Origin of the sequence: Sphingobium sp. EM0848, assembly GCF_013375555.1 — a bacterium.
Classification (GTDB): Bacteria; Pseudomonadota; Alphaproteobacteria; order Sphingomonadales; family Sphingomonadaceae; genus Sphingobium.
Genome location: NZ_JABXWB010000001.1, coordinates 1,799,663 through 1,820,306 on the forward strand (window position 1 = coordinate 1,799,663; position 20,644 = coordinate 1,820,306).

Sequence of the window (20,644 nt, forward strand, 5' to 3'; positions counted from 1 at the left end):
CGTCGGCACGAGCCGAGCTTCCGGGAGAGCGATGTCGTGGCCAATGGAGTTGGGAATCTGTTGAAGCGTTTACGCTGGCATCTCCTTGCGCAGGGCGGATTGGCTGCGCTTGCGAGCCTGACCGTTGTCCCGGCGCTGGCCATGGCTTCCGCTGCGTCACCGGCCCCCAGCGGCGCACTTGCCAATATGCGGCAGGTCGCACTCGAAGCCACGGCATTGCGCATTCTCGCCAGTGCGCCGATGCAGGCGGAAATCAAGCGGGTTGAAGCCCTTTATGCCGCCGACCCGCAGGGTTCGACGCCGACTGGCCGTATGACCATAGGACGTGCGGCTGAATCGATCGCAATGGCAGCGATCCAATATGCGGTCGGAGAGGACACTGATCGCCCTTCCATGATGTGGGTGGTGAACGCGCCGCATGACTGGTTCGGGATGCGGGTGCCGCGATCCGGCTACGGCATCGACAATCCCGACAATGTCTACCGCAACGCCATGGTCGATGGCGCCGTCCGCTACGAAATCCATGGACGGGTCAAGCGCCCTGCCCCCGCCGAATTGCATTTCGAGCTTCGGGATTCGATCCCCGGAACGGCCGCGATGGCGGCCGAAGGCGGCAAGCAACTGGGGACGCTGCGAAGCGACGCCATGCAGATCGCCGCGGACGGCAGTTTCACGATCACCCTGGACAGCGCACCCGCCGGCGGGCGCCGCAATCACATTCAGACCCCGGCGCACGGCAAGTTCCTGCTGGTCGTGCGCGATCTCTTTACCGATTGGTCGACACAGAATCCGGTTGCGCTGGAAATCCACCGCGTCGATGGTCCGCCAATGGCTCCGCCGCCTTCCGACGAAGCCTTGGCGCGCCGCGCCGCTGCATTGCTGTCGCAGATAGCGCCCTATTGGGTCGATTATGACAATCGGTTCGTTTTCACCAGACCCGTTAACCAGATCGGTGTGCCGCGCGTCCGGCCGGGTGGTCGCGGCTTTTCGACCAGCGGCCATTTCAACCTTGGCCCGGATGAGGCGTGGGTGGTGACATTGCGCTCGCTGGGTGCAGCGTCCTTGGGATTCCAGCTCACCGATCCGTGGGGGGTGGCCTATGACTATGTCGGACGCACAAGCAGTCTCAACACCGCGCAGGCCAAGCCCAATGCCGATGGCAGCTACACTTTCGTGATCTCCCAGAAGGACCCCGGCGTCTACAACTGGCTCGATCCCGAAGGCTATGCGGCGGGGGCCTTCGCCATTCGCTGGCAGTCGCTGCCGCCGAACAGTGAGCCGACCGACGCGGTTAAGGATTTCAAGGTTGCTCCGCTGGCGCAGGTCAGGCAAATGCTGCCCGCAGGGGCGGCATTGATCACGCCACGCGGACGCAAGGCGCAACTGGCCGAACGGCTTGCAAGCTATAGGCGCAGGCTCACCGAATAACATCCGGAACTGCCGCACTGTGAGAAGAGCGGCGTGATGCGCGCGCTCTTCGCCCCGCTCCCCAGCCGATGATCATCAGACTGATTGGTGGCTTACTTGACCGGCTCAGCAGACAAGGAGAATCCGGTCCCATCAACTTCGCAACCGGCTCGTGTCCGGGGACGACGGGTTTTCTGTCCTCTGCCGCAGGGTAGCATCATCCCCTGCGCGAAAAACCTTGAGGATCAGGCCCTTCAGTCGTCCCGGTCATGCTCCGCATCTTCGCTCACATCGATCAAGGGGCGGAAGCGATGCACTGGCGCAGGCATGTCGGAATGCGCGCCGCGAACACTTTTCCACACGATCTGGTTGAGCGCGAGCATCGGCGCACGGTCGAGCTCGGAAAAATCCATGCGGGCACTTTCCTTTGCGCCGAAAGCATCGGGCGTATTCTTTGCGGCAAGGTCAACCTGCGGCGCGATAGCGCTGAATGGTGAGATGTCGGGCTTTACGCCGAACGCGGCATAGAGCGGCATTGCCGCCGCGTCATACTGGCTCATCGGCGGCAGCCCAAGCAGGAGTTCGATTGAGCGGACGAAGGAACTGGTCGAATAGAGCGTGCTGTCGACAATGCCGCGTCGCGTATAGGGGCTGAGTACAAGACCCACGGTGCGACGCGCATCGACATGATCCGCGCCATCCTGCGCGTCATCCTCAATGATGAAAATTGCGGTTTCGGGCCAGTAACGACTGTGACTCACGGCATCGACCAACTGGCCGACGGCCTGATCATTGTTGGCGACCATGGCTTGTGGGGTATAAGCGCCGGGCTTCGTGCCGCGCGTGTGATCTTCGGGCAAGGACATCACGATATAATTGGGCAAACGCTTGCCTGGGTCCGTGTCGTCGTAATTGGCTTCATATTCACGGAATTCCCGCAGGAATACCGCCACCCGGTCGGTGTCGCGCGTCACCTCGATCCCGGTGAGGAAATCCTTCGAAACATGGCCCACCAGACCCTCGGCCCCAATGGCGGCTTCCATCATGTTGCCGGTGCTGGCACGCGCGGCATTCTCACCATAAGCGCGATAGGTCAGGCCCTTGCGCCGGGCAAGGTCCCACAGGCGTCCACCGGAGGGAATGAAGGCCTGCACATTATAATTGGCGATGCTGTACCCGCCATAGGCGGCCGGCCATTGTTTCTCGTTAAAGTCGGTCGCATAGGCCGCGTTCGACCAACTGTGGCCATCGACGCTGACCTCGCCATCGGCATAAAGATTGTCGAGCGTGACATAGGTCCGCGCAAGCGCATGCTGGTTGGGGGTCACTTTCTCGCCGAAGATCGCCAGCCTCGGATCGCCATTGGCGCCGGGAAGATCCCCGAACAGCTGATCATAGGTGCGGTTTTCCTTGATGATATAGATCACATGCTTGATCGGTGAGGCTTCGCCCACACGCTGGGGAAGGATGCTCGGCGCGCTCGGCGGTCGTGCTTCGGAGAGAAGGGAAGCACGATAGGGCGTGTTCTGCGTCACCTGGCGGGTCCAGCCCGGAAGCTTTGCGCGCAAATCGGCGAGGGGCAGCGTCTCGATGCTTCCGGTCTGGAGCGTCTTGATGCTGATTTTCGCCTCTTTGGTATCGTCGGATTGCGCGGCCAGCGGACTGTGCGGTCCATCGGGATCGGGATAGGCCCGCTCGCCCTTGGCCGTTCCGATGAACAGCATGCGCCCCTTATCGGCCAGCGCGAGCGCGGAAGGATACCAGCCGGTCGGCACGAAGCCGATTACGGCACTGTGCGCGCGATTGGCAATCGAAGCGACGACAAGCGAATTATTGTCGGCATTGGCGATGTAGATCAGCTTGCGCGCATCATCCACGGCGATCGCATCGGGGGTCGAACCTTCGGGCGCCAACGGCGTCTGCGTGGTTGAAATCCGCTCGATCACACGTAACGAAGCGGTGTCGATCACATGAATGCTGTTGTCATTGGAACAGGCGACGAACAGACGTCCATCTGCGGAAAGTTTCATATCATTTGGATTGATGCCGACGTGCAGCGTGTCGATCACGGTGTTGCTCGCGGTATCGATGACACTGACCGATTGGCTGGACCAGTTGGAGACAAACAGGCGCTTGCCATCGGGCGTCGCCACGATCTGATAGGGCGAAACCCCGACGGGAATTCGCGTGACGATCGCCCGGCTCTTTGCGTCGAACACCACGACATTGCCCGCCCCAGGCCCCATCAGATTTGCAGCATAGAGCAAATCTTTGCCCGGCAGATAGGCCAGACCGGACCACCAGACGTTCTTCGGGGCGATCGTCTCATGCAGTGCGCCCGTTGCGTCTTCGGTCAACCGGCTGCCATTATAATGGAAGACGCGGATTGGCGCGACCGGATCGCTCTTGTTACGCGCACCCGACGCGTTGCCGCCAGACACGTAAAGCGTGCGACCGTCAGCCGACCAGGCCAATCCCAGAAAAGTGGAGGGAAGCGCGATACGCTGGATCAACTTCTGGGTGCGCGCGTCGAACAGGTTCAGCGCGTGCGGCTGAAAGCCGGAGTTGACTGAGATGATTGTCTTTCCGTCCGGCGCGAGTGACAGATTGGTCACCAGATCACCGGTGGTCGCCACAGTCTTGCCCGCCGGCGTGATGCGCCATCCGTTCGGCAGGTCCGCACCGCCTACGAATGGCGCGGGCGTCCGTCCAGCTGATCGGTCTGGTAGCGGTTGCCCCACCACAGTCGATGCGGTGGCGAATGAAAGCATCATGCCCATCATCGGGGCGAGAAGGAACGGCGCTCGGCGGCTGTTGCTCACGGAATGATTTCCCAGTCAGTATCAAAACGATCGCCGTTGGGACGGCATGGCGCTAGCGTCATCCTGATGGCAAGAGGATGGAATACCGACGGAACTCCCCTATACGGCCGACGCATTCCGAGCCGCTAGATCGACTAGGTGTCAATTGCGTGACACCGCATTCAAAACCACGCCACTGTCGATCAGCTTTCGTCCGACGAAGAGATACAGTCTTATATGCGGGTATCGCTGACTATTGCCATTATTCCGTCTACAACTCCGCCGGAACTGGATAGCAGCCGGGCTATAATGCCGCCAACGATGCGATCGGCCGCTATCTCCTCGCCAAGATCAATGTAAACCCCTGTCCTTCCGATGCGCGGGGGATGCTGCAGAACAATGCCGCATCCCCCACCCCAACTTCTACCCATCTATTTGCTGCACGTCGGGCCGACGCAGGACCTGCTCGCCGCCGGAGAGGACAGTGCTGGCGCGCGTCGACCATGGGGGCCTTGCTATCGATATGGCTTCGGGCGCCACGGTCGGTTTCGTTGACCAGTCTGGAAATCCTCAGTCAGCGAACTGCAGCGGTGCGGCCGCCCGGAAGGCTGCGAGTTCAAGACAATTGCTGTCGACCGCCATGATTTCCGGCCAGCGGGAAAGATCGACGCCGAAACGGCGCGCGCTTTCCACCTGAGGGATCAGATAGACATCGGCCAGACTCGGCTGCTCACCGAAGGAGAAGCCCCGCCGTGCCCGATCCTTTGCGATGAGCGCCTCATAGGCATCGAAGCCAGCGGTAATCCATGTGCCGGTCCACTCCTTCACCGCATCCTCGTCCGCGCCCTTGGCCCGAAGATATTCAAGCACCCGCTTGTTGTTGATGGGATGGATATCGCATCCAATAATGGCGGCGAGCGCCCGGACATGCGCGCGCGCGCCCACATCTCCGGGCAGCAACGCCGGATCGGGGAAGCGTTCCTCCAGCCATTCGAGGATCGCCGGGGACTGGATCAGCACGCCGTCTTCCGTTTCCAGCGCGGGAACCAGCCCTTGCGGGTTGAGGCTGTGGAAGGCCTCGCCCAGATGTTCGCCGATCCGCAGGTCTACCGGAACATAATCGACCGACAGCCCCTTCAGGTTGAGGGCAATGCGAACGCGATGCGAACTGCCGCTGCGAAAGAAGTGGTGCAGCTTCATGGCATCACTCCCCAGGAACGATGCGAAGATCGACAGTGCCCACATCCGCAACGCTGCCGTGGAGCGCCGCACCGGGCGTCACGGCGCCGACACCTTCGGGCGTGCCGGTGTAGATCAGGTCGCCGGGCTGCAGATGATAATAGTGTGAAAGGTCGGCGATGATTTCGCGAATATTCCAGATCAGCTTGTCGAGATCGGACGACTGGCGCACTTCGCCATCGACTTCCAGCGTGATCGCGCCGAATTCCAGCACCGTACCGGGCATGGGCACGATCTCGCCGATGACGGCCGATTCCTCCACATCCTTGCCAAGATCCCACGGCCGTCCCTTGTCGCGCGCCACAAGCTGCAGATCGCGGCGCGTCATGTCGAGGCCAGCCGCATAGCCGTAGATGAGCTCATGCGCCTTGTCCGCAGGCACCCGGAAACCGGGGACGCCGATGACGACGACGAGTTCCATTTCATAATGGAAATTGTTCGTGCCCGAAGGATAGGCGACTTCCGCGCCGGACACGGTCAATGTTTGCGGTGACTTGGTGAAGTAGAATGGCGTTTCTACGGACTTGTCGACCGGACGGCCCATTTCGACGGCATGCGCATGATAGTTGCGGCCGACACAGAAGATGCGATTGACAGGAGCAGAGCGCGTTTCGCCGCGAACGGGGATGAGCGGTGCCTGGAAGCGGGTCCAGAGCAGATCGGATGCAGACATTTCGATTACCTCGTTGATGTGATGTTATGGGGGAGCGTCAGGGACGGACTTCGTAAAGTCCCAGCTTGCGATGCAGGGGGCTTTCGTCCGCGATGAAGAGAAACGCCGGTTCATCGGGGGACGAATTGTGCAGCGTGGTCGCGGCGAAACCGGGGACGCAGCTGGTGTCGCCCTCGGCCATCGCGAAGCTGCGGCTTTCGGTCGTCAGTTCGACATGGCCCTCGATCACATGGAACACGCTGGCCGGCGAGCGGGTCGGCAGCGTCAGTTCCTGGCCGGGACGCAACATCATCGCGAAATAGCCGAGAATCTGCTGGGTATCGGCGCCGGTCTCGGGATTGACATAGGCCATCTGCACGGCCTCCAGATCGGGCCCCCCTTCGGCAAGCGAGAGCAGGGCCGCCTTTGCATCGGCCCATGGATAGTGAAGCATCGGGTAAGGCTTGTCGCCACGCTCGAACAGCGGCGAGGGCACCAGTCCTCCACGGGCATAGTTCTTGTTGCCGAGCGAAGGCAGAACCGACTGCGGGTTGCCGTCTATGTGGTAGGATGCCTCCAGATAATAGACCAGCGGCAGGTCGAGGACGTCCAGCCACATCACGGGCGCGTCGCCTTCATGTCCATGTTCGTGCCACACGCCCGACGGCGTGAGGATGAGATCGCCACGCCGCATGATGCACTTTTCGCCATCCACCGTCGTGTAGGCGCCCTCGCCTTCGACGATGACCCGGATCGCGTTGGGCGTATGGCGGTGGGCGGGCGCGACTTCGCCCGGCAGCAGCAGTTGCATGCCAAGGTAGATCGCGGCACTCGCCTGCATCTTTTCAAGACCATGGCCCGGATTGGCGAGCACGAGCACGCGCCGCTCCGCCTTCTCGATCGGGGTCAACTCGCCCGCCTGAAGCAGCAGGGGCCGCAGCCCGGAATAGGGCCAGTGTGTCGGCTGCGTCCGGGGAATCGGCTTTTTCGCGGGCATGACGCTGCTGAGGCTGGGCCACAGGGGAACCAGATTCTGCTCGGTCAGGGTGTTGCGATAATCCTGCGGCAAATCGTCGAGACTTGCGAGTGTATCGAAGCGATTATCTTCCATTTCACATATCCTCCAAATGCGTGATCATTCGGCGGCCGAGAAGCAGTTCGACACGTTCCAGCCGTAGAGCCAGGAAATCGCCAGCCGTGCACCCCTTCCACAGCGAGTTGCGGACGTGCCATCGCCAGCAGGTGAAGGCTGGGCGAAACGGCAGCGGCGCAGCTCAGGCTTGCGCTCCCAGCGGCCCGCCAGAGGTCCGGCCAGCAGGGCGACGATATCGAGCGTTTTTCCCTTCAAGCCTTCCTCCACGGTCGAGGGGCATCGAGCCGCGCCTCGCTCCGGTCCGTATCTCATAACGAAATATGTTTCACAATGCGTAATTTCACAAGCGAGAGACTCGACGAGAGGAGAATGAATGAACCGTTTCGTCGTGACGCTGCACGCACCCTGGCCTTCGCAGTGACGGCCGGACGGTCAGGACGTCCTTCAATCTGGAGGCAGGATGGACACCAACCTGACAGTTGAGCTTCCACAGCGCGAATTATTCCAGTCTGCGTTTCTGATCGTCCATGTTGGCTCCCTGACATGACTCCCCTATGGAACTGTCCAATGACCCAAGATCACCGCCCCCTACAGGCAGAAGGCGCGGAAAAGCCGGCGCGCCGGTCCGGCATCCAGTCGATCGAGATCGGCTTTCAGATTCTCGACGCCCTCGCCCGGCTCGGCCGCCCCGCGCCGCTCAGCGTCCTCGCCAAGGCCTGCGGCATGGCGCCGCCACAGGTGCATCGCTATCTCGTGACCATGGTGGATGTCGGCCTCGCCCAGCAGGAAACGTCGAGCGGACATTATGACCTGGGGCCGGCAGCCCTGAATCTTGGCCTTTCGGCGCTGTCCCGTACCGACGCATTCCGCGAGACGGATGCAGCGATTGCGGCCTTCGTCAAAAGCAGCGGGCGAACGGTACAGATCGCCGCGCTCGGTCCGCTGGGTCCAACGATTGTCCGATGGCATCTCGGCTCGCCGCCCGTCATGACTTCCTTCGCGGTGGGCACGGTCCTGCCCCTGCTGCATTCGGCGACGGGCCGGATGTTCATCGGATTCTCGCCTGAAAGCGAGATCCGTCATTTCCTTCACAAGGAAATCGACAGACCGGGCGCGCCATCGACGGCCCAGATCGAAAGCATCCGTCAGGAAGTGCGCAAGGCTGGCTTTGCCCATATTTCCGGCGACATGATCCCCGGCCTGAGGGCCACGGCATTCCCCATCCGTGACCTCCAGGGGCGGCCCGTCCTTTCAGCGACATTGCTTGCCAATGACGCCTTCGATGCTGACGATGATGCACGGTCGCTGGAAGCCATGGCGGAAGTCTGCCGCACGGTGAGCCATGCGCTCGGCTGGCGAGAGACGCACACCGCCAGCGCGTAAGCCCCAGGGCCTTGCTTTCCAGCCAGAACGTGAAAGCGAAGCACAACGGAGGATATCGTTGCAACGAACCTGAAAACGCCTGCGCAGGATGACGGCCACTTGGCGTTTTCCGTCCAGGCGCATCATTTTGGGTGCAAGTCCCGCACATAGACAATTGACGCTATATTCGATCGTATATAGTTAGCCGCGTCGTGAGCGATGATGCGGGTCTAGATTCACTATGCCTGTCATTGTCCCATCGCAGTCGGCTTCAACGGGGGAGCCGACTTGATGCGCGCTCTTTGCCGGCACCACGGCCCGTCGCTTCGGAATTCCTGCGGCAACGCCGACAGGTCGCGCGAGCCGCTGAACAACGACATAAAATAAAGGGGAAATCATGGGTAGGGTTCAAATTCGCCGCCTGGCTTTGCTGCTCACCGCGGCTCTCGCGCCAGCGCCGGCATATGCACAGGCCTCGTCAACTGCACAGGTCGCGCCAACTGCACAGGCCGCGCCAACTCCGTCCGTCGAAGACGCCGGCAATTCCGCAGGGATGATCATCGTGACCGCGCGTCGGCGGGCTGAAGATGCTCAGACCGTGCCAGTTTCCCTCTCGGTTGTGGAGCGCGACCTGCTCGACCGAACCTATACGGTGAACACCAACCAGCTCAGCCAGCTCGTCCCGTCGCTCAACTATTCCTCCGCCAATCCCCGCAATACCGCCTTCACCATTCGCGGCCTGGGATCGAGCGTCGTCGCGGTCAGCCAGGCCAATGACGGACTGGAGCCGGGCGTCGGCTTCTATGTCGATCAGGTCTACCACGCGCGTCCGGCCACGGCGGCTTTCGATTTCACGGACATTGATCAGGTCGAGGTGCTGCGGGGACCGCAGGGCACCCTGTTCGGCAAGAACACGACGGCCGGCGCCATCAACATCACGACCAAAAAGCCGGGCTTCGACTTCGGCGCGGATGCCGAACTGTCCTATGGCAGCCGGGACTTCGTACAGGCCAAAGCCGCGATAACGGGTCCGCTGGCGGGCGACGTGCTGGCATTCCGCCTCTCAGGCTCGATCACGCGGCAGGACGGCTATATCGAAAATGTGCGCCGCGATGAGGTGCAGAATAATGTCCACAATGATGCGATCCGTGGGCAATTGCTGTTCCAGCCTTCGTCCAATTTCTCGCTGCGACTGATCGGCGACTGGGCGCAGTTCAAGAATAATTGCTGCGCGCAGGTCTATGTCCGCGTCGCGCCAACGCTGAAGCCCGCAGCCCAGCAATATGCCGCGCTGGCGGCCAATGCGCCCGGAGGAGCCTATGCACCGCCCAGCACCAATCCCTATGACCGGGTGACCGACAATGACGCGCCGCTGGGCGTCGATACCAGCGAGGGCGGCGTTTCCGCCATTGCCGACTGGACGGTCGGCAGCGCGACCATCACCTCCGTCAGCGCCTGGCTTTTCTGGAAATGGGATGCGGCGAACGACCGCGATTATACCGGCCTGCATATCCAGACGACCCAGCATATCCCCTCGCGGCAGGACCAATATAGTCAGGAGTTCCGGATCGCCTCCAACACGCCGGGACCGATCGACTATGTGGCGGGGCTTTATTATTTCAACCAGAAGATCGTCGGCCACCCGATCAGCATCTACGGGCCGCTTGCATCCTATTGGTTGCTCAATTCGAACAATTCCGCCCTGCTGGACGGATATCAGAGCAACGGCACCACCGACTTCCGCACCGAAAGCTATGGCGTGTTCGGCGAAGTGACCTGGCATCCCCTGCCGCGCCTCGCGATTACCGGCGGCATCCGCTATACCTATGAGGAGAAGGACGGCGTCTATGACGTCCGCACCTTCGGCGGCAGCGCGCCCACCTCCAGCCAGGCGCAGGGCATATTGCGCACCCAATATTATACCGCGCATCTGGGCGACGGCAGCGCGTCCGGCCGGGCCAACATCGCCTATCAGTTCACCGATGACGTCATGGCCTATGCCAGCTTCGCGCGGGGCCAGAAGTCGGGCGGCATCAACATGTCGGGCCTGCCGGTCTATGGCGCCGGCGTGCCGGGCCATGCTTCGGGCGACCCGATCCTCAGCACCGTCACCATCCGCCCGGAAAAGAACAGCACATGGGAAGCGGGCTTCAAGACCAGCTGGCTCGACCGGCAGATCACCTTCAACATCGACGCCTTCTATACCCGCGTCACGGATTTCCAGGCCAATGTGGTGGACAATGCGGCCGTCGTCGCGCTGCGCAGCTATCTCGCCAATATTCCCAAGGTGACCGTCAAGGGGATCGAGTTCGACGCAGCCGCCCGGATCGGGTCGCATCTGACCCTGCGCGCGGCGGGCGCCTGGTCGGACGGCGAATATAGCAGCTACCCCAAGGGGCCTTGCCCGATCGAACTGACGGGCAGCGCGACCACCAGCTGCGACCTGTCGGGCAACGGACTGCCGGGCCTTCCCAAATGGTCGGGCACCGCCGGCGGTCAATATGAGCTTCCGGCGCGGCTGGGCTTGATCGACGGCAGCTTCTTCCTCACGGCAGACGTCAACACCAAGACGAAGGTGCTAGGCGACGCGACGGGTTCAGCCTATACGATCATCAAGGGCTATACTCTTGTGAACGCCAGTCTGGGCTATCGCACGCCGCACTGGGAAGTGGCCCTGTTCGCGCGCAACCTCTTCAACAAGGATTATATGCAGAACCTCACCGTTCAGGCGGGCAATAGCGGCCTCATTGTCGGCACGCCAAGCGAACCGAGGCTGATCGGCGTTACCCTGCGGCTGCATCAATGATGCGGTGAACGCAAATGCACGGGGCAGGCGCCAGTGACGCTTGCCCTGTCTCAACCATGTGCGTGGACAGGCAGATGCGCTATAGTCCACGCGCATGGAGGCCGCCATGAAGATCAGTGCACGCAACCAGATCACCGGGACGATCGTCAACGTCACCCCAGGCGCCGTCAACGCCACCGTGAAGGTCGATATTGGCGGCGGCAATCTCATCACATCCAGCATCACCAATGAAGCGGTGCAGGATCTGGCGTTGGCCGAGGGCGATGCCGTGGTCGTCCTCATCAAATCCAGCGACGTGCTGATCGGCAAGTAGAGGCTCCTGCCGATCCGTCCGTGCTTTTCGCTGCAAAGCTGCATGGCTGGTGCCCCCGCCCCTTCTCCGCCATTCAGCATCAGCGGGTGCGGAAGCACGTCGTCCCGCCGCCCGATATTGACCCCGTCCACGCGCTGGGCCATTGCATCGGCAACCCAAATCCAAGGCAGAGGCGACCGGAGAGCGTGCCCGACCATTTCGGTGACTATGACTATATCGTCATCGGGGCGGGCAGCGCAGGCTGCGTGCTCGCAAACCGGCTCAGTGAGGATAGCCGCAACAGCGTGCTGTTGCTGGAAGCAGGCGGCAAGGACAATCACCCGTGGATCCGCATCCCGGTCGGCTATCTCTATTGCATGGGCAATCCGCGCACGGACTGGTGCCTGAAGACGGAAGCGGAGGCGGGCCTCAACGGCCGCGAGCTCAATTATCCGCGTGGCCGCGTGCTGGGTGGCTCCTCCTCGATCAACGGCATGATCTACATGCGCGGACAAGCCGCCGACTATGACGGATGGCGGCAGATGGGCCATATCGGCTGGGGCTGGGACGATGTGCTGCCCTATTTCCTGAAGTCAGAGGATCATGTGGACGGCGGCGATGCGCTGCATGGCAGCGGCGGCCCCCTGCGCGTGGAGCGACAACGGCTGCGCTGGGAATTGCTGGAGCGCTTCCGCGACGCGGTGGAGCAATATGGCGTGGCGAAGACGCCGGACTTCAATCGGGGCGATAATGAAGGCTCCGGCTATTTCGAGGTCACGCAAAAGCGCGGGCGGCGGTGGAGCGCGTCCGACGCCTTTCTGAAACCCGCCCTTGCCCGCCCCAATCTGCGGGTGGTCACAGGGGCGTTGGTGGACCGGCTGGAGATTGCCGAGGGGCGCGCAACGGGCGTCCACTTCACCCTGAGCGGCAAGGAGTGGCTGGCGACTGCGCGTGGCGAGCTTCTGCTGGCGGCGGGGGCGATCGGTTCGCCGACGATCCTTCAGCGGTCGGGTATTGGCGATGGCGAATGGCTGAGGCAGGCTGGGGTGGCGACCATCCATCACCTTCCGGGCGTCGGCGGAAATCTGCAGGACCATCTCCAGATTCGCTGCGCCTATCGCGTCACCAAGGTGCCGACGCTCAACATGCGAGCGAGTTCCTTGGTCGGCAAGGCGCTGATCGGGCTGGAATATCTCCTCAACCGCTCCGGCCCGATGTCGATGGCGCCGAGCCAACTGGGCGTCTTTCTGAAATCCCATCCGCGCCATGCCACCGCGAACCTGGAATATCATGTCCAGCCGCTCAGCCTCGCGGCCTTTGGCGGCGCGCTCGATCCCTTCCCGGCCTTCACCGCCAGTGTCTGCAACCTGCGGCCACAGAGCCGGGGGAATGTTCGCATCGCAGGGCCGGATGTTGCCATGTCACCGACGATCCGCCCCAATTATCTTTCAGAGGAAGAGGATCGGCGTGTCGCGGTGGAGGCGGTGAAGGTCACGCGCGCCATCGTTGCCCAACCCGCGCTTGCCGCCTTTCGGCCGGAGGAGTTTCGTCCCGGCCCGAACATGGTAGACGACGCCGCCATTCTGAAATCGGTGAGCGAGATAGCGACCACCATCTTCCACCCCGTCGGCACCGCCGCCATGGGGACAGTGGTGGATGCCGAACTGAGGGTGCAGGGTATTGGGGGGCTGCGCGTCATTGACGCCTCCGTGATGCCGACCATCACATCTGGCAACACCAACGCGCCGACGATGATGATTGCAGAGAAAGGCGCGGACATGGTGCGGGCCGCCGCGCGCGGCTGATCCGTTCATCGCCGCCTCGTGCGATGATGTCCTGTGGAAGTCGCACACTGCGCTGTTCAGGCCTCTGCCTCCTCGGCCCATGCGCAACAGCCATATCCTGGCTCAGCCGCATCGTGCATCAGACTCCACCGTCTGCGACAAGGCCATCGCCATATTGCTCGCCCCCGCCCTGCCCGATCATGACGGGCTGGAACTGGTGCCGCTCATCAGGGCGGCCGGTGCGTGGCTTCCTGTCATCTCGACGCGCAACGCCACCGACCAGAAGGCCGCCGCGCTGCAGACGACTATCTCACCAAGCCTTTCGACACGGAAGAAGCCCCGGCGCGCATCCGCACGGCTCTAATCTTTCCTGCGCTCGCTCGGCGCGCCGGGAATGAACTGGTCCGATTTGCCGTCACGGAAATTCTCAAAGGCCTCCCGTGCGACCCCGTCCACATAATAAAGCTCGGTATAGCAGCCGATCTGCAGCCGGGTATCGACATAGGCCCATTTGCAATTGCCTTCAGGCGCCCGGAACCAGCCCGACATGGCTTCCGCTATGCCCTGATCGCGATAGTGGCCCAGTGCGGCCTCATAGTCCTCTGTGCTTTCCAGCCGGAAGCCGATATGGTGCATCGACTCCCCATGTTCGTCCAGCCAGTCCTTGTACACGCTGCGCCCGCCATCATGCTCGGCCAGTTCGATCAGGGTCGTGCCGGCAAAACCATAAGCGCAGCTGAACTGGAAGTCCTCTTCCTCCCCCCAATATTTCTTGTTCACCTGCCCCTTGGCGAGATCATAAGCCTTGGACCAGCGCTCCACGCCATTGACGCGGCGCCAATAGTCAATGGCCTCATCGAGATCGCGGACCACGAAACAGATCTGGTCGAAAGCGCGGCCGATGAATTTGGGATAGGCTGACATGGGAAACCTTCAGAGAAAGATACCAAGATTGGGCGTCGAGAGAACGACTTCGGTGATGAGCGCGGTACGCCTGAACAAATGTGCGCCGTCGGCGGTAATGCGCAACTCGTCCTGACGGCGAACCGGGATGACTTCGCCCGGCGCTTCATGGCCGCGCTGGCGATAGAGAATCAGCGCGCTTTCCACCGCAATGATCTCCGGGTCGGGCCGCTCGACGATCAGGCTGCCGACCAGCCGCAACGTGCGCGAGGGCGGCACCTCCGCCCAGGCATGGCCGGACAGCAGCCGGTCGATGCGGATGCGGATCAGCGCCTTGTCGTCACGGATGCGATAGCCACCCTCCGCCATTTCCTCTGCATAGTCGATCTGCGCGGTGCGGATCGGCACATGATAGACGATGTCGTCGTCCAGCATCGCATACCAGTCCTCAAACCGCCGCTCGTCCAGCAACTTGGCTTCGCGCGCCAGAAAATCCTGCGCGATCAGGAAGGCCTCCATGTCGGTCATTGGCCCGCCCCTCCCTTGCGCATGTCGTCCAGCCAGCGGCGCCAGAAGGCTTCCTGGCAATATTCACCGTAAATGCTCGGATAATATTCGCCCGGCCCCTTCCAGTCGGGATCGGGCTCGACGCGAAGCTGCCCATAATGGAGCTGCGTGCCGAGGCGCCGGTTCCACGGACTGGTCGCGGCGCGCGCAATGCCTTCCCAGACCGCCGTGTCGTCCTGCTCGAAAATGCCGCCAGCACCGAAACCGAACTGACCCGCCAGATAGCTGTCATCCTTGTGACGCTGCGGCGCGCATTTCCAATCGAACTCCCACACCCACAATTCCATCACGCCGGGCGCGGAAGGCTGCCACATGCGGATATTGGTGAAGGCCATGGGGAACTCGCCGGACCGCGCAGGCTGCGGGAAACGCAGGAAGCTGAAATTGGGGAAGATGGTGCCGATGGTGGGCGGGACCTTCTTCATCATCTCGATCTGCTGCGCGTCGAAGCGCGACAGGTCGAACTGCTCCTGCACCTCCGGCGGATAGCCCCAGAAGGCGAAGGGCGGACCGAACCAGTCATGCAGCGCATGGCCGATGAAGCTGTGCCCGCCATCGAATTTATAGCCCCGCGCATTCGGCCCGGTTTCACGGACATCGCCGGGGATCAGCCCCGACAGGGTCGCCGAATAATGCGCCGTGCCGACATGATAGGCGTCGCCGCAGAAATTCTCCGCCCCGCTCTTCCAGTCGGCGCGCACGATGAAACGCTCGGGCGGCCCCAGCACTTCCATGCCGTCGGGATGCAGGTTGAAGATGCAGTCGAGCATCCACGCCGCCCCACCCAGATAGTCGCGCAGCGACGGCGCATTCTCATCGAGGCAGGCAAAGATGAAGCCGTGAATGCTGTCGACCTTGGGCGCGCGCAGCAGGCCCCACTCCTTCGCATCCAGTCTGCCGCCATAGGCCTGCCGCATGTCGGGCGCGCCGACGAAATCGCCATTATTCTTGTAGATCCAGCCATGATAGGGGCATTTGAAGTGCGAGGCATTGCCCCGATCCTGATGACAGACCTCCGTACCGCGATGACGGCAATGGTTGAGCAGCACATTGACGCCACCCTTGGGATCGCGGGTGACGATGACCTGATCCAGACCAATCTTGCGCAAGACATAATCGCCCGAATTGGGGATTTCGCTGTCATGCGCGACAAAGACCCAGGTGCGGGTGAAGATACGCTCCATTTCCGCGCGGAAGACTTTTTCGTCGCTGAAGACGTCGACCGGCAACAGCCCTTCATCCAGACTGCGTTCCACCCGGTCGCAGAGGGCTTCGATATAGGATACCTCGTCGCCTTTATGGACTTCATTATATTTGAACATTGTCACCCTCTCCGGAAGGCAGTGGCGCGCCAAGCAGCATCCGGTTGAGCAGGCCCTGATCGGCGACCATGGTCTGCCCGGTCATGATCCGGTTGTGGCGCGAAACGAGAAAGGCGTAGATGGCCCCGTGATCCTCCGGCGTCGGCAGGTCCTGCAACAGGCTGATCTGGCGGAATTTGGCGAGGAAGAGGTCCTGCGGAATGTCCGACTGGCGGGCCGCTTCCATGCCCAGCGTAGCGGGGCCGCGCAACTGGCTGTTGGCGATGCCCGCCGGGGCGACGCCGTTGACGCGGATATCGGGCGCAAACTCGAAGGCCAGTTGCTGGACCAGACTGCGGATCGCGCCCTTGGTCGCACTGTAGATCGCGCCGCCGCCGTCGGCCGCATAGGCCGCCGTGGAAGAGGTCAGCACGATCGCGCCCTTGGAAGCGCTGAGCATCGCATGGAATATGCGAGCGGCAAGGACATGCCCCTTCACATTGACGTGAAACAGTTCGTCGAACAGGCTGTCCAGCCGCTCGACCGGCACATCGCGCAACCGCACATTGCCGTCGAAAATCCCCTGAACACCGATCAGCGCATCCAGCCGTCCGAAGCGCGCCTCGATCGCTGCCCGACACGCTTCTAGGTCAGCGGCGCAGGTGCAATCCCCGCGCATGACAAGCGCGTCGGCGCCAAACTCTTCTGCCACCGCCGCAACCTTGGCTTCGGAAATGTCCAGCACCGCGACCTGAGCGCCCTCGGCCCGGCAATAACGCGCAACGCCAAGGCCAAGCCCCGATCCCCCGCCCGTCACCAGCACGACATGATCGTCGAGCATCCCCATGGCTCAGATTTCCCCCGCAAGCGCGAGGAAGGATTCCCGCATCAGCGCGGCATGTTCGGCCTTGTCGCCATGCTGCACCTCGATCTCGCCCAGACGACCGCTATTTTCCACCACCATGCGGCAGCGGTCCCAGCGCCGTTCCTCGAACGCCGTCAGCGCCGTTTCGACACTGGCGGCCCCGACACCAGGAACCTTGTCCAGTTCCTCCGCCAGCACGATGGCATCCTCGATCCCAATGCCCGCTCCGGACGCCAGATGCGGCGTGGTGGCATGAACGGCGTCGCCGATCAGCACGACCGGCCCGACATGCCATGGGCGCGGCAGCAACATCCCCTCGATCGGGCGGAAGATGATGTGCGAGTCCGGTGACAGCGCATCGCGGATCGCCCGCACATCCTGCGCCGGGAAGGCGTCCAGCAACCCGCGCAGTCGCGGCAGGAACTCGGCCGCGTCGATCCGCTCGTTCACCGCCCGGTTCTCATTGACGAACAAATAGATTTCATCGCGCGAGACGGGATTGACGCCGACCTTCAGATCATCCCCAACCCAGAGGATCGTGCCGGTGACATGATCCGGCCGCGGCAGCACCGCGCGCCACACGCCCTGCCCATTATAGCGTGGCTGCACGCTGTCTGGGAACAGCAGCGCCCGCACTGCCGAGCGCAGGCCATCCGCGCCGATCACCAGATCATAACGCCCCCGCGTTCCATCGGTGAACTGCGCCTCCACCCCGCCATCCGTGCTGTCGAGCGCGGTAAAGGTGCAACCCAGCCGCGCCGACACCCCGGCCGCCAGCGCCGCTTCGGCCAGGATGCGCGCCAGCACGGGGCGCATGACGGCGGCATTGCCCGGCACGTCCGGTCCAGCGATGCGCGGCGTCGGCAGGGCGGCGATCACCCGGTCGTCAGGCGTGCGCAACTCCGTGCCGTCCCCGGCAAAGCCCTGCTCCAGAAAGCGGTCCAGCACGCCCAGCGTCTTGAGCGCCCGGAGCGTCGCTCCGCCGATGCTGATTCCCGCGCCATAGGTCGTCCATTCCCCATCGATCTCGACCAGATCGACCCGATGGCCGCGCCTGCACAGGGCTATCGCGGCGGACAGGCCGGAAAAACCACCGCCCACGATCAATATGTCCAACGGACGGTCCATGCTCAATGCGCTCCCCCAGTGGCGGCCACGCCCGGAGGCGGCCCGCCCGGCACCCAGTTTTCGCGCTGCTGGAACAGAAAGGCCTGCGCATTATCGGGATGGAAGGGCATGGCCCGCGCCACCCAGCCGTCATCGACCTGATCCAGATCGGCGTCATATTCGACGTTACAGCCCAGCGGGCTCTTGAAATACCAGAACCAGTTGGACCCCATGATGTGCCGCCCCGGTCCCCAGAAACTGTCATGGCCCAGCTTCGAGAAACGGTCGCCCGCGCGCATCACCTCACCCGGCCCGCTGACATGGAAGGCGAGATGCTCCATGCCCTTCATATGCGGCGGCGTCTTGATGAGGAACAACGTGTGATGCTCATGCGTCCCCGCCGGGCGCATGAACGGCCCGCCGCCCAGCCGATCGGTCACGCGGAAGCCCAGACGGTGATAGAAAGCCTCAACCTTTTCCACATCGGGCACGAACAGCGCGAAATGCGACAGGGTGCGCGGTACGGGCACGAAATCGTCCGCAAAGCCCATTTCGTTGACGGCCCGCTCCACATTGCTGCGTTCCATCGATGCATCGAAAGCCCGGCGGCGTGTCAGCGCGAAGCGGAGTACGAAATCCAGATCGTCCTGCACCTCGATCCCGCCGTCGGCCAGCCGCGTGACGGCGCGATCCTTTTCCAGTTCCGCCGCCACGGCATCCAGCGCCGCCTGATCGGCGACGCCATAGGTCGTGCAGCGAAGCCGGTTGTCGGTGCCCAGCCTATTGGGATAAGCGCTGTCATCCTCCGCCACGATTTCGATGCCGCTGCCGTCCAGCGCCTCGAACCGGCGCACATCCCCCGAAACAGGGACCAGCCCATAGTCGGTCAGATAGGTCGTCGCCTGCTCCATGTCCGCAACGGCGAAAGTGAGCGTATCGGGTCCGATGATGTTCATTTATCCTCTCCTTTGCCCCTTGCGGATCAAAGCGGCGTGACGCCGTCCCAGCAGAGATATTTGACTTCCAGAAATTCCTCGATGCCAAGGTGCGATCCTTCGCGCCCCAGCCCCGATTGCTTGACCCCGCCAAAGGGCGCCGCCTCGTTGGAAATGAAGCCGGTGTTGATCCCGACCATGCCCGCCTCCAGCGCTTCCGATACGCGCCAGATGCGCGCGGCGTCGCGGCTGAACAGATAGGCGGCAAGGCCATATTCGGTGTCGTTGGCCAGAGCCACGGCCTCTGCATCCTCGCGGAAGCGGAACAGGGCGGCGACAGGGCCGAAGGTTTCCTCCCGCGCGATGTCGGCGTCCGCCGGGACATCGGCCAGCACCGTGGGCGCGAAGAAGTTCGCCCCCGCCTCGCTGCGCACCCCGCCGCACAGCAGCTTCGCGCCGCGCCCGATCGCATCCTCGACATGCGCCTGTACTTTGTCCACTGCGCCGCCATCGATCAGCGGCCCGATCTCAACGCCGTCCTCCAGACCGTTGCCGACCTTCAGCGCAGCAACACGCTCCGCGAACCGCTCGGCAAAGGCATCGAAAATACCGTTCTGCACATAGATGCGGTTGGCGCCGACGCAGGATTGGCCGCTGTTGCGGAACTTGGCGACCAGCACGCCCTCGACCGCCTTGTCCAGATCGGCATCGTCGAAGATCAGCACCGGCGCATTGCCGCCCAGTTCCATCGAGCAGGTCTTGATCGTCGCCGCCGATTGCTGGAGCAGCACCCGGCCGACTTCGGTCGATCCGGTGAAGGTCAGCTTGCGGACCAGGTCATGCCCGGTCAACCGTCCGCCGATGGCACGGGTGTCGTTGCCCGTCAGCACGCTGAACACACCTGCAGGCACGCCCGCGCGCTCGGCCAGTTCCGCCAGCGCCAGCGCGGTCAGCGGCGTCTGGCTGGCGGGCTTCACCACCATGGTGCAGCCTGCCGCCAGCGCCGGTCCGGCCTTGCGCGTGATCATCGCCGCTGGGAAGTTCCACGGCGTGATCGCCGCGCAGACGCCGATGGGCTGCTTCAGCGTCACGATCCGCTGGCTGGTGAGCTTGGCGGGGATGGTGTCGCCGCGCACGCGGGTCGCTTCCTCGCTGAACCAGCGCAGGAAGGATGCCGCATAATCGACCTCGCCCAGCGCTTCGGAAAGCGGCTTTCCCTCCTCCAGCGTGATCAGGCGCGCCAGATCCTCGCGGGCGGCGACCATCAGCTCATACCAGCGGCGCAATATGTCGGCGCGATGCTGGGCCGACGTCTTGCGCCATTGCCCAAAGGCGCGGTTGGCGGCCTCTATGGCGCGGTCGGTTTCTGCTTCCTTGCAACGCGGCAGCACCGCCAGCACCGCGCCGGTCGCGGGATTGGTGAGGTCATAACTGCCATGCGACGTTTCGCCGACCCATTGTCCGTCGATATAGGCGGCGGTGCGCCACAGCGACTTGTCCGAAAGATTGTCCATCATCGCTTCCTTTCTT

General features: G+C 62.8%; 18 protein-coding genes. 6 read left to right on the forward strand and 12 right to left on the reverse strand.

Annotated elements, in window-relative coordinates; genetic code table 11:
• Positions 1-60: 60 nt before the first annotated feature.
• Positions 61-1,428, forward strand: coding sequence for a DUF1214 domain-containing protein (locus HUK73_RS08570; protein WP_176591528.1), 1,368 nt, complete (start codon positions 61-63; stop codon positions 1,426-1,428).
• A 233-nt stretch (positions 1,429-1,661) separates the two neighbouring features.
• Here HUK73_RS08570 and HUK73_RS08575 read toward each other — a convergent pair whose 3' ends face one another.
• From HUK73_RS08575 to HUK73_RS08595, 5 genes are all read right to left on the reverse strand, one after another.
• Positions 1,662-4,229 (reverse strand): bifunctional YncE family protein/alkaline phosphatase family protein, encoded by a 2,568-nt coding sequence (locus HUK73_RS08575; protein WP_218036440.1) that lies wholly within the window; start codon positions 4,227-4,229, stop codon positions 1,662-1,664.
• 549 nt (positions 4,230-4,778) lie between these two features.
• Positions 4,779-5,408 (reverse strand): maleylacetoacetate isomerase, encoded by a 630-nt coding sequence (gene maiA, locus HUK73_RS08580; protein ID WP_176591529.1) that lies wholly within the window; start codon positions 5,406-5,408, stop codon positions 4,779-4,781.
• Between the two features lie 4 nt (positions 5,409-5,412).
• On the reverse strand, positions 5,413-6,120 hold the full coding sequence (locus HUK73_RS08585) for a fumarylacetoacetate hydrolase family protein (RefSeq protein ID WP_176591530.1): 708 nt from the start codon (positions 6,118-6,120) through the stop codon (positions 5,413-5,415).
• Positions 6,121-6,157: 37 nt separating this feature from the next.
• Positions 6,158-7,210 carry a cupin domain-containing protein gene (locus HUK73_RS08590; protein WP_176591531.1) on the reverse strand — a complete coding sequence of 351 codons (1,053 nt, stop codon included), beginning with the start codon at positions 7,208-7,210 and terminating at the stop codon, positions 6,158-6,160.
• A 24-nt stretch (positions 7,211-7,234) separates the two neighbouring features.
• Positions 7,235-7,447: a hypothetical protein gene (locus HUK73_RS08595; protein WP_176591532.1), complete on the reverse strand. Its 213-nt coding sequence runs from the start codon at positions 7,445-7,447 to the stop codon at positions 7,235-7,237.
• Between the two features lie 312 nt (positions 7,448-7,759).
• Between HUK73_RS08595 and HUK73_RS08600 the strand changes: the two genes are divergently transcribed.
• The 5 genes from HUK73_RS08600 to HUK73_RS08620 all read left to right on the forward strand — a co-directional run bounded on the left by HUK73_RS08600 (position 7,760) and on the right by HUK73_RS08620 (position 13,800).
• Positions 7,760-8,575, forward strand: a complete 816-nt coding sequence (locus HUK73_RS08600; RefSeq protein WP_176591533.1) for an IclR family transcriptional regulator — start codon at positions 7,760-7,762, stop codon at positions 8,573-8,575.
• A gap of 376 nt (positions 8,576-8,951) precedes the next feature.
• Positions 8,952-11,360 (forward strand): TonB-dependent receptor, encoded by a 2,409-nt coding sequence (locus HUK73_RS08605; RefSeq protein WP_176591534.1) that lies wholly within the window; start codon positions 8,952-8,954, stop codon positions 11,358-11,360.
• A 106-nt stretch (positions 11,361-11,466) separates the two neighbouring features.
• Positions 11,467-11,673 carry a molybdopterin-binding protein gene (locus tag HUK73_RS08610; protein ID WP_176591535.1) on the forward strand — a complete coding sequence of 69 codons (207 nt, stop codon included), beginning with the start codon at positions 11,467-11,469 and terminating at the stop codon, positions 11,671-11,673.
• Positions 11,674-11,858: 185 nt separating this feature from the next.
• Positions 11,859-13,457: a GMC family oxidoreductase N-terminal domain-containing protein gene (locus tag HUK73_RS08615; RefSeq protein ID WP_176592881.1), complete on the forward strand. Its 1,599-nt coding sequence runs from the start codon at positions 11,859-11,861 to the stop codon at positions 13,455-13,457.
• Positions 13,458-13,536: 79 nt separating this feature from the next.
• On the forward strand, positions 13,537-13,800 hold the full coding sequence (locus tag HUK73_RS08620) for a hypothetical protein (protein WP_176591536.1): 264 nt from the start codon (positions 13,537-13,539) through the stop codon (positions 13,798-13,800).
• Here the strand turns inward: HUK73_RS08620 and HUK73_RS08625 are convergent.
• The 7 genes from HUK73_RS08625 to HUK73_RS08655 are packed head-to-tail and all read right to left on the reverse strand — an operon-like array spanning position 13,797 to position 20,628.
• Positions 13,797-14,360, reverse strand: coding sequence for a VOC family protein (locus HUK73_RS08625; RefSeq protein WP_176591537.1), 564 nt, complete (start codon positions 14,358-14,360; stop codon positions 13,797-13,799). The genes HUK73_RS08620 and HUK73_RS08625 overlap by 4 nt on opposite strands.
• 9 nt (positions 14,361-14,369) lie before the next feature.
• Complete coding sequence (locus HUK73_RS08630) at positions 14,370-14,867, reverse strand: aromatic-ring-hydroxylating dioxygenase subunit beta (protein WP_176591538.1); 498 nt, start codon at positions 14,865-14,867, stop codon at positions 14,370-14,372.
• Positions 14,864-16,228 carry a Rieske 2Fe-2S domain-containing protein gene (locus HUK73_RS08635; protein WP_176591539.1) on the reverse strand — a complete coding sequence of 455 codons (1,365 nt, stop codon included), beginning with the start codon at positions 16,226-16,228 and terminating at the stop codon, positions 14,864-14,866. The genes HUK73_RS08630 and HUK73_RS08635 overlap by 4 nt, the downstream gene beginning before the upstream one ends.
• Positions 16,215-17,054, reverse strand: coding sequence for an SDR family oxidoreductase (locus tag HUK73_RS08640; protein ID WP_176591540.1), 840 nt, complete (start codon positions 17,052-17,054; stop codon positions 16,215-16,217). The genes HUK73_RS08635 and HUK73_RS08640 overlap by 14 nt, the downstream gene beginning before the upstream one ends.
• A gap of 3 nt (positions 17,055-17,057) precedes the next feature.
• Positions 17,058-18,200: an FAD-dependent oxidoreductase gene (locus HUK73_RS08645; protein WP_176591541.1), complete on the reverse strand. Its 1,143-nt coding sequence runs from the start codon at positions 18,198-18,200 to the stop codon at positions 17,058-17,060.
• Positions 18,201-18,202: 2 nt separating this feature from the next.
• On the reverse strand, positions 18,203-19,135 hold the full coding sequence (locus HUK73_RS08650) for a VOC family protein (protein WP_176591542.1): 933 nt from the start codon (positions 19,133-19,135) through the stop codon (positions 18,203-18,205).
• Between the two features lie 26 nt (positions 19,136-19,161).
• The gene (locus tag HUK73_RS08655) at positions 19,162-20,628 is read right to left on the reverse strand and encodes an NAD-dependent succinate-semialdehyde dehydrogenase (protein WP_369805513.1); all 1,467 of its coding nucleotides are present in this window, start codon (positions 20,626-20,628) and stop codon (positions 19,162-19,164) included.
• Positions 20,629-20,644: the final 16 nt, after the last annotated feature.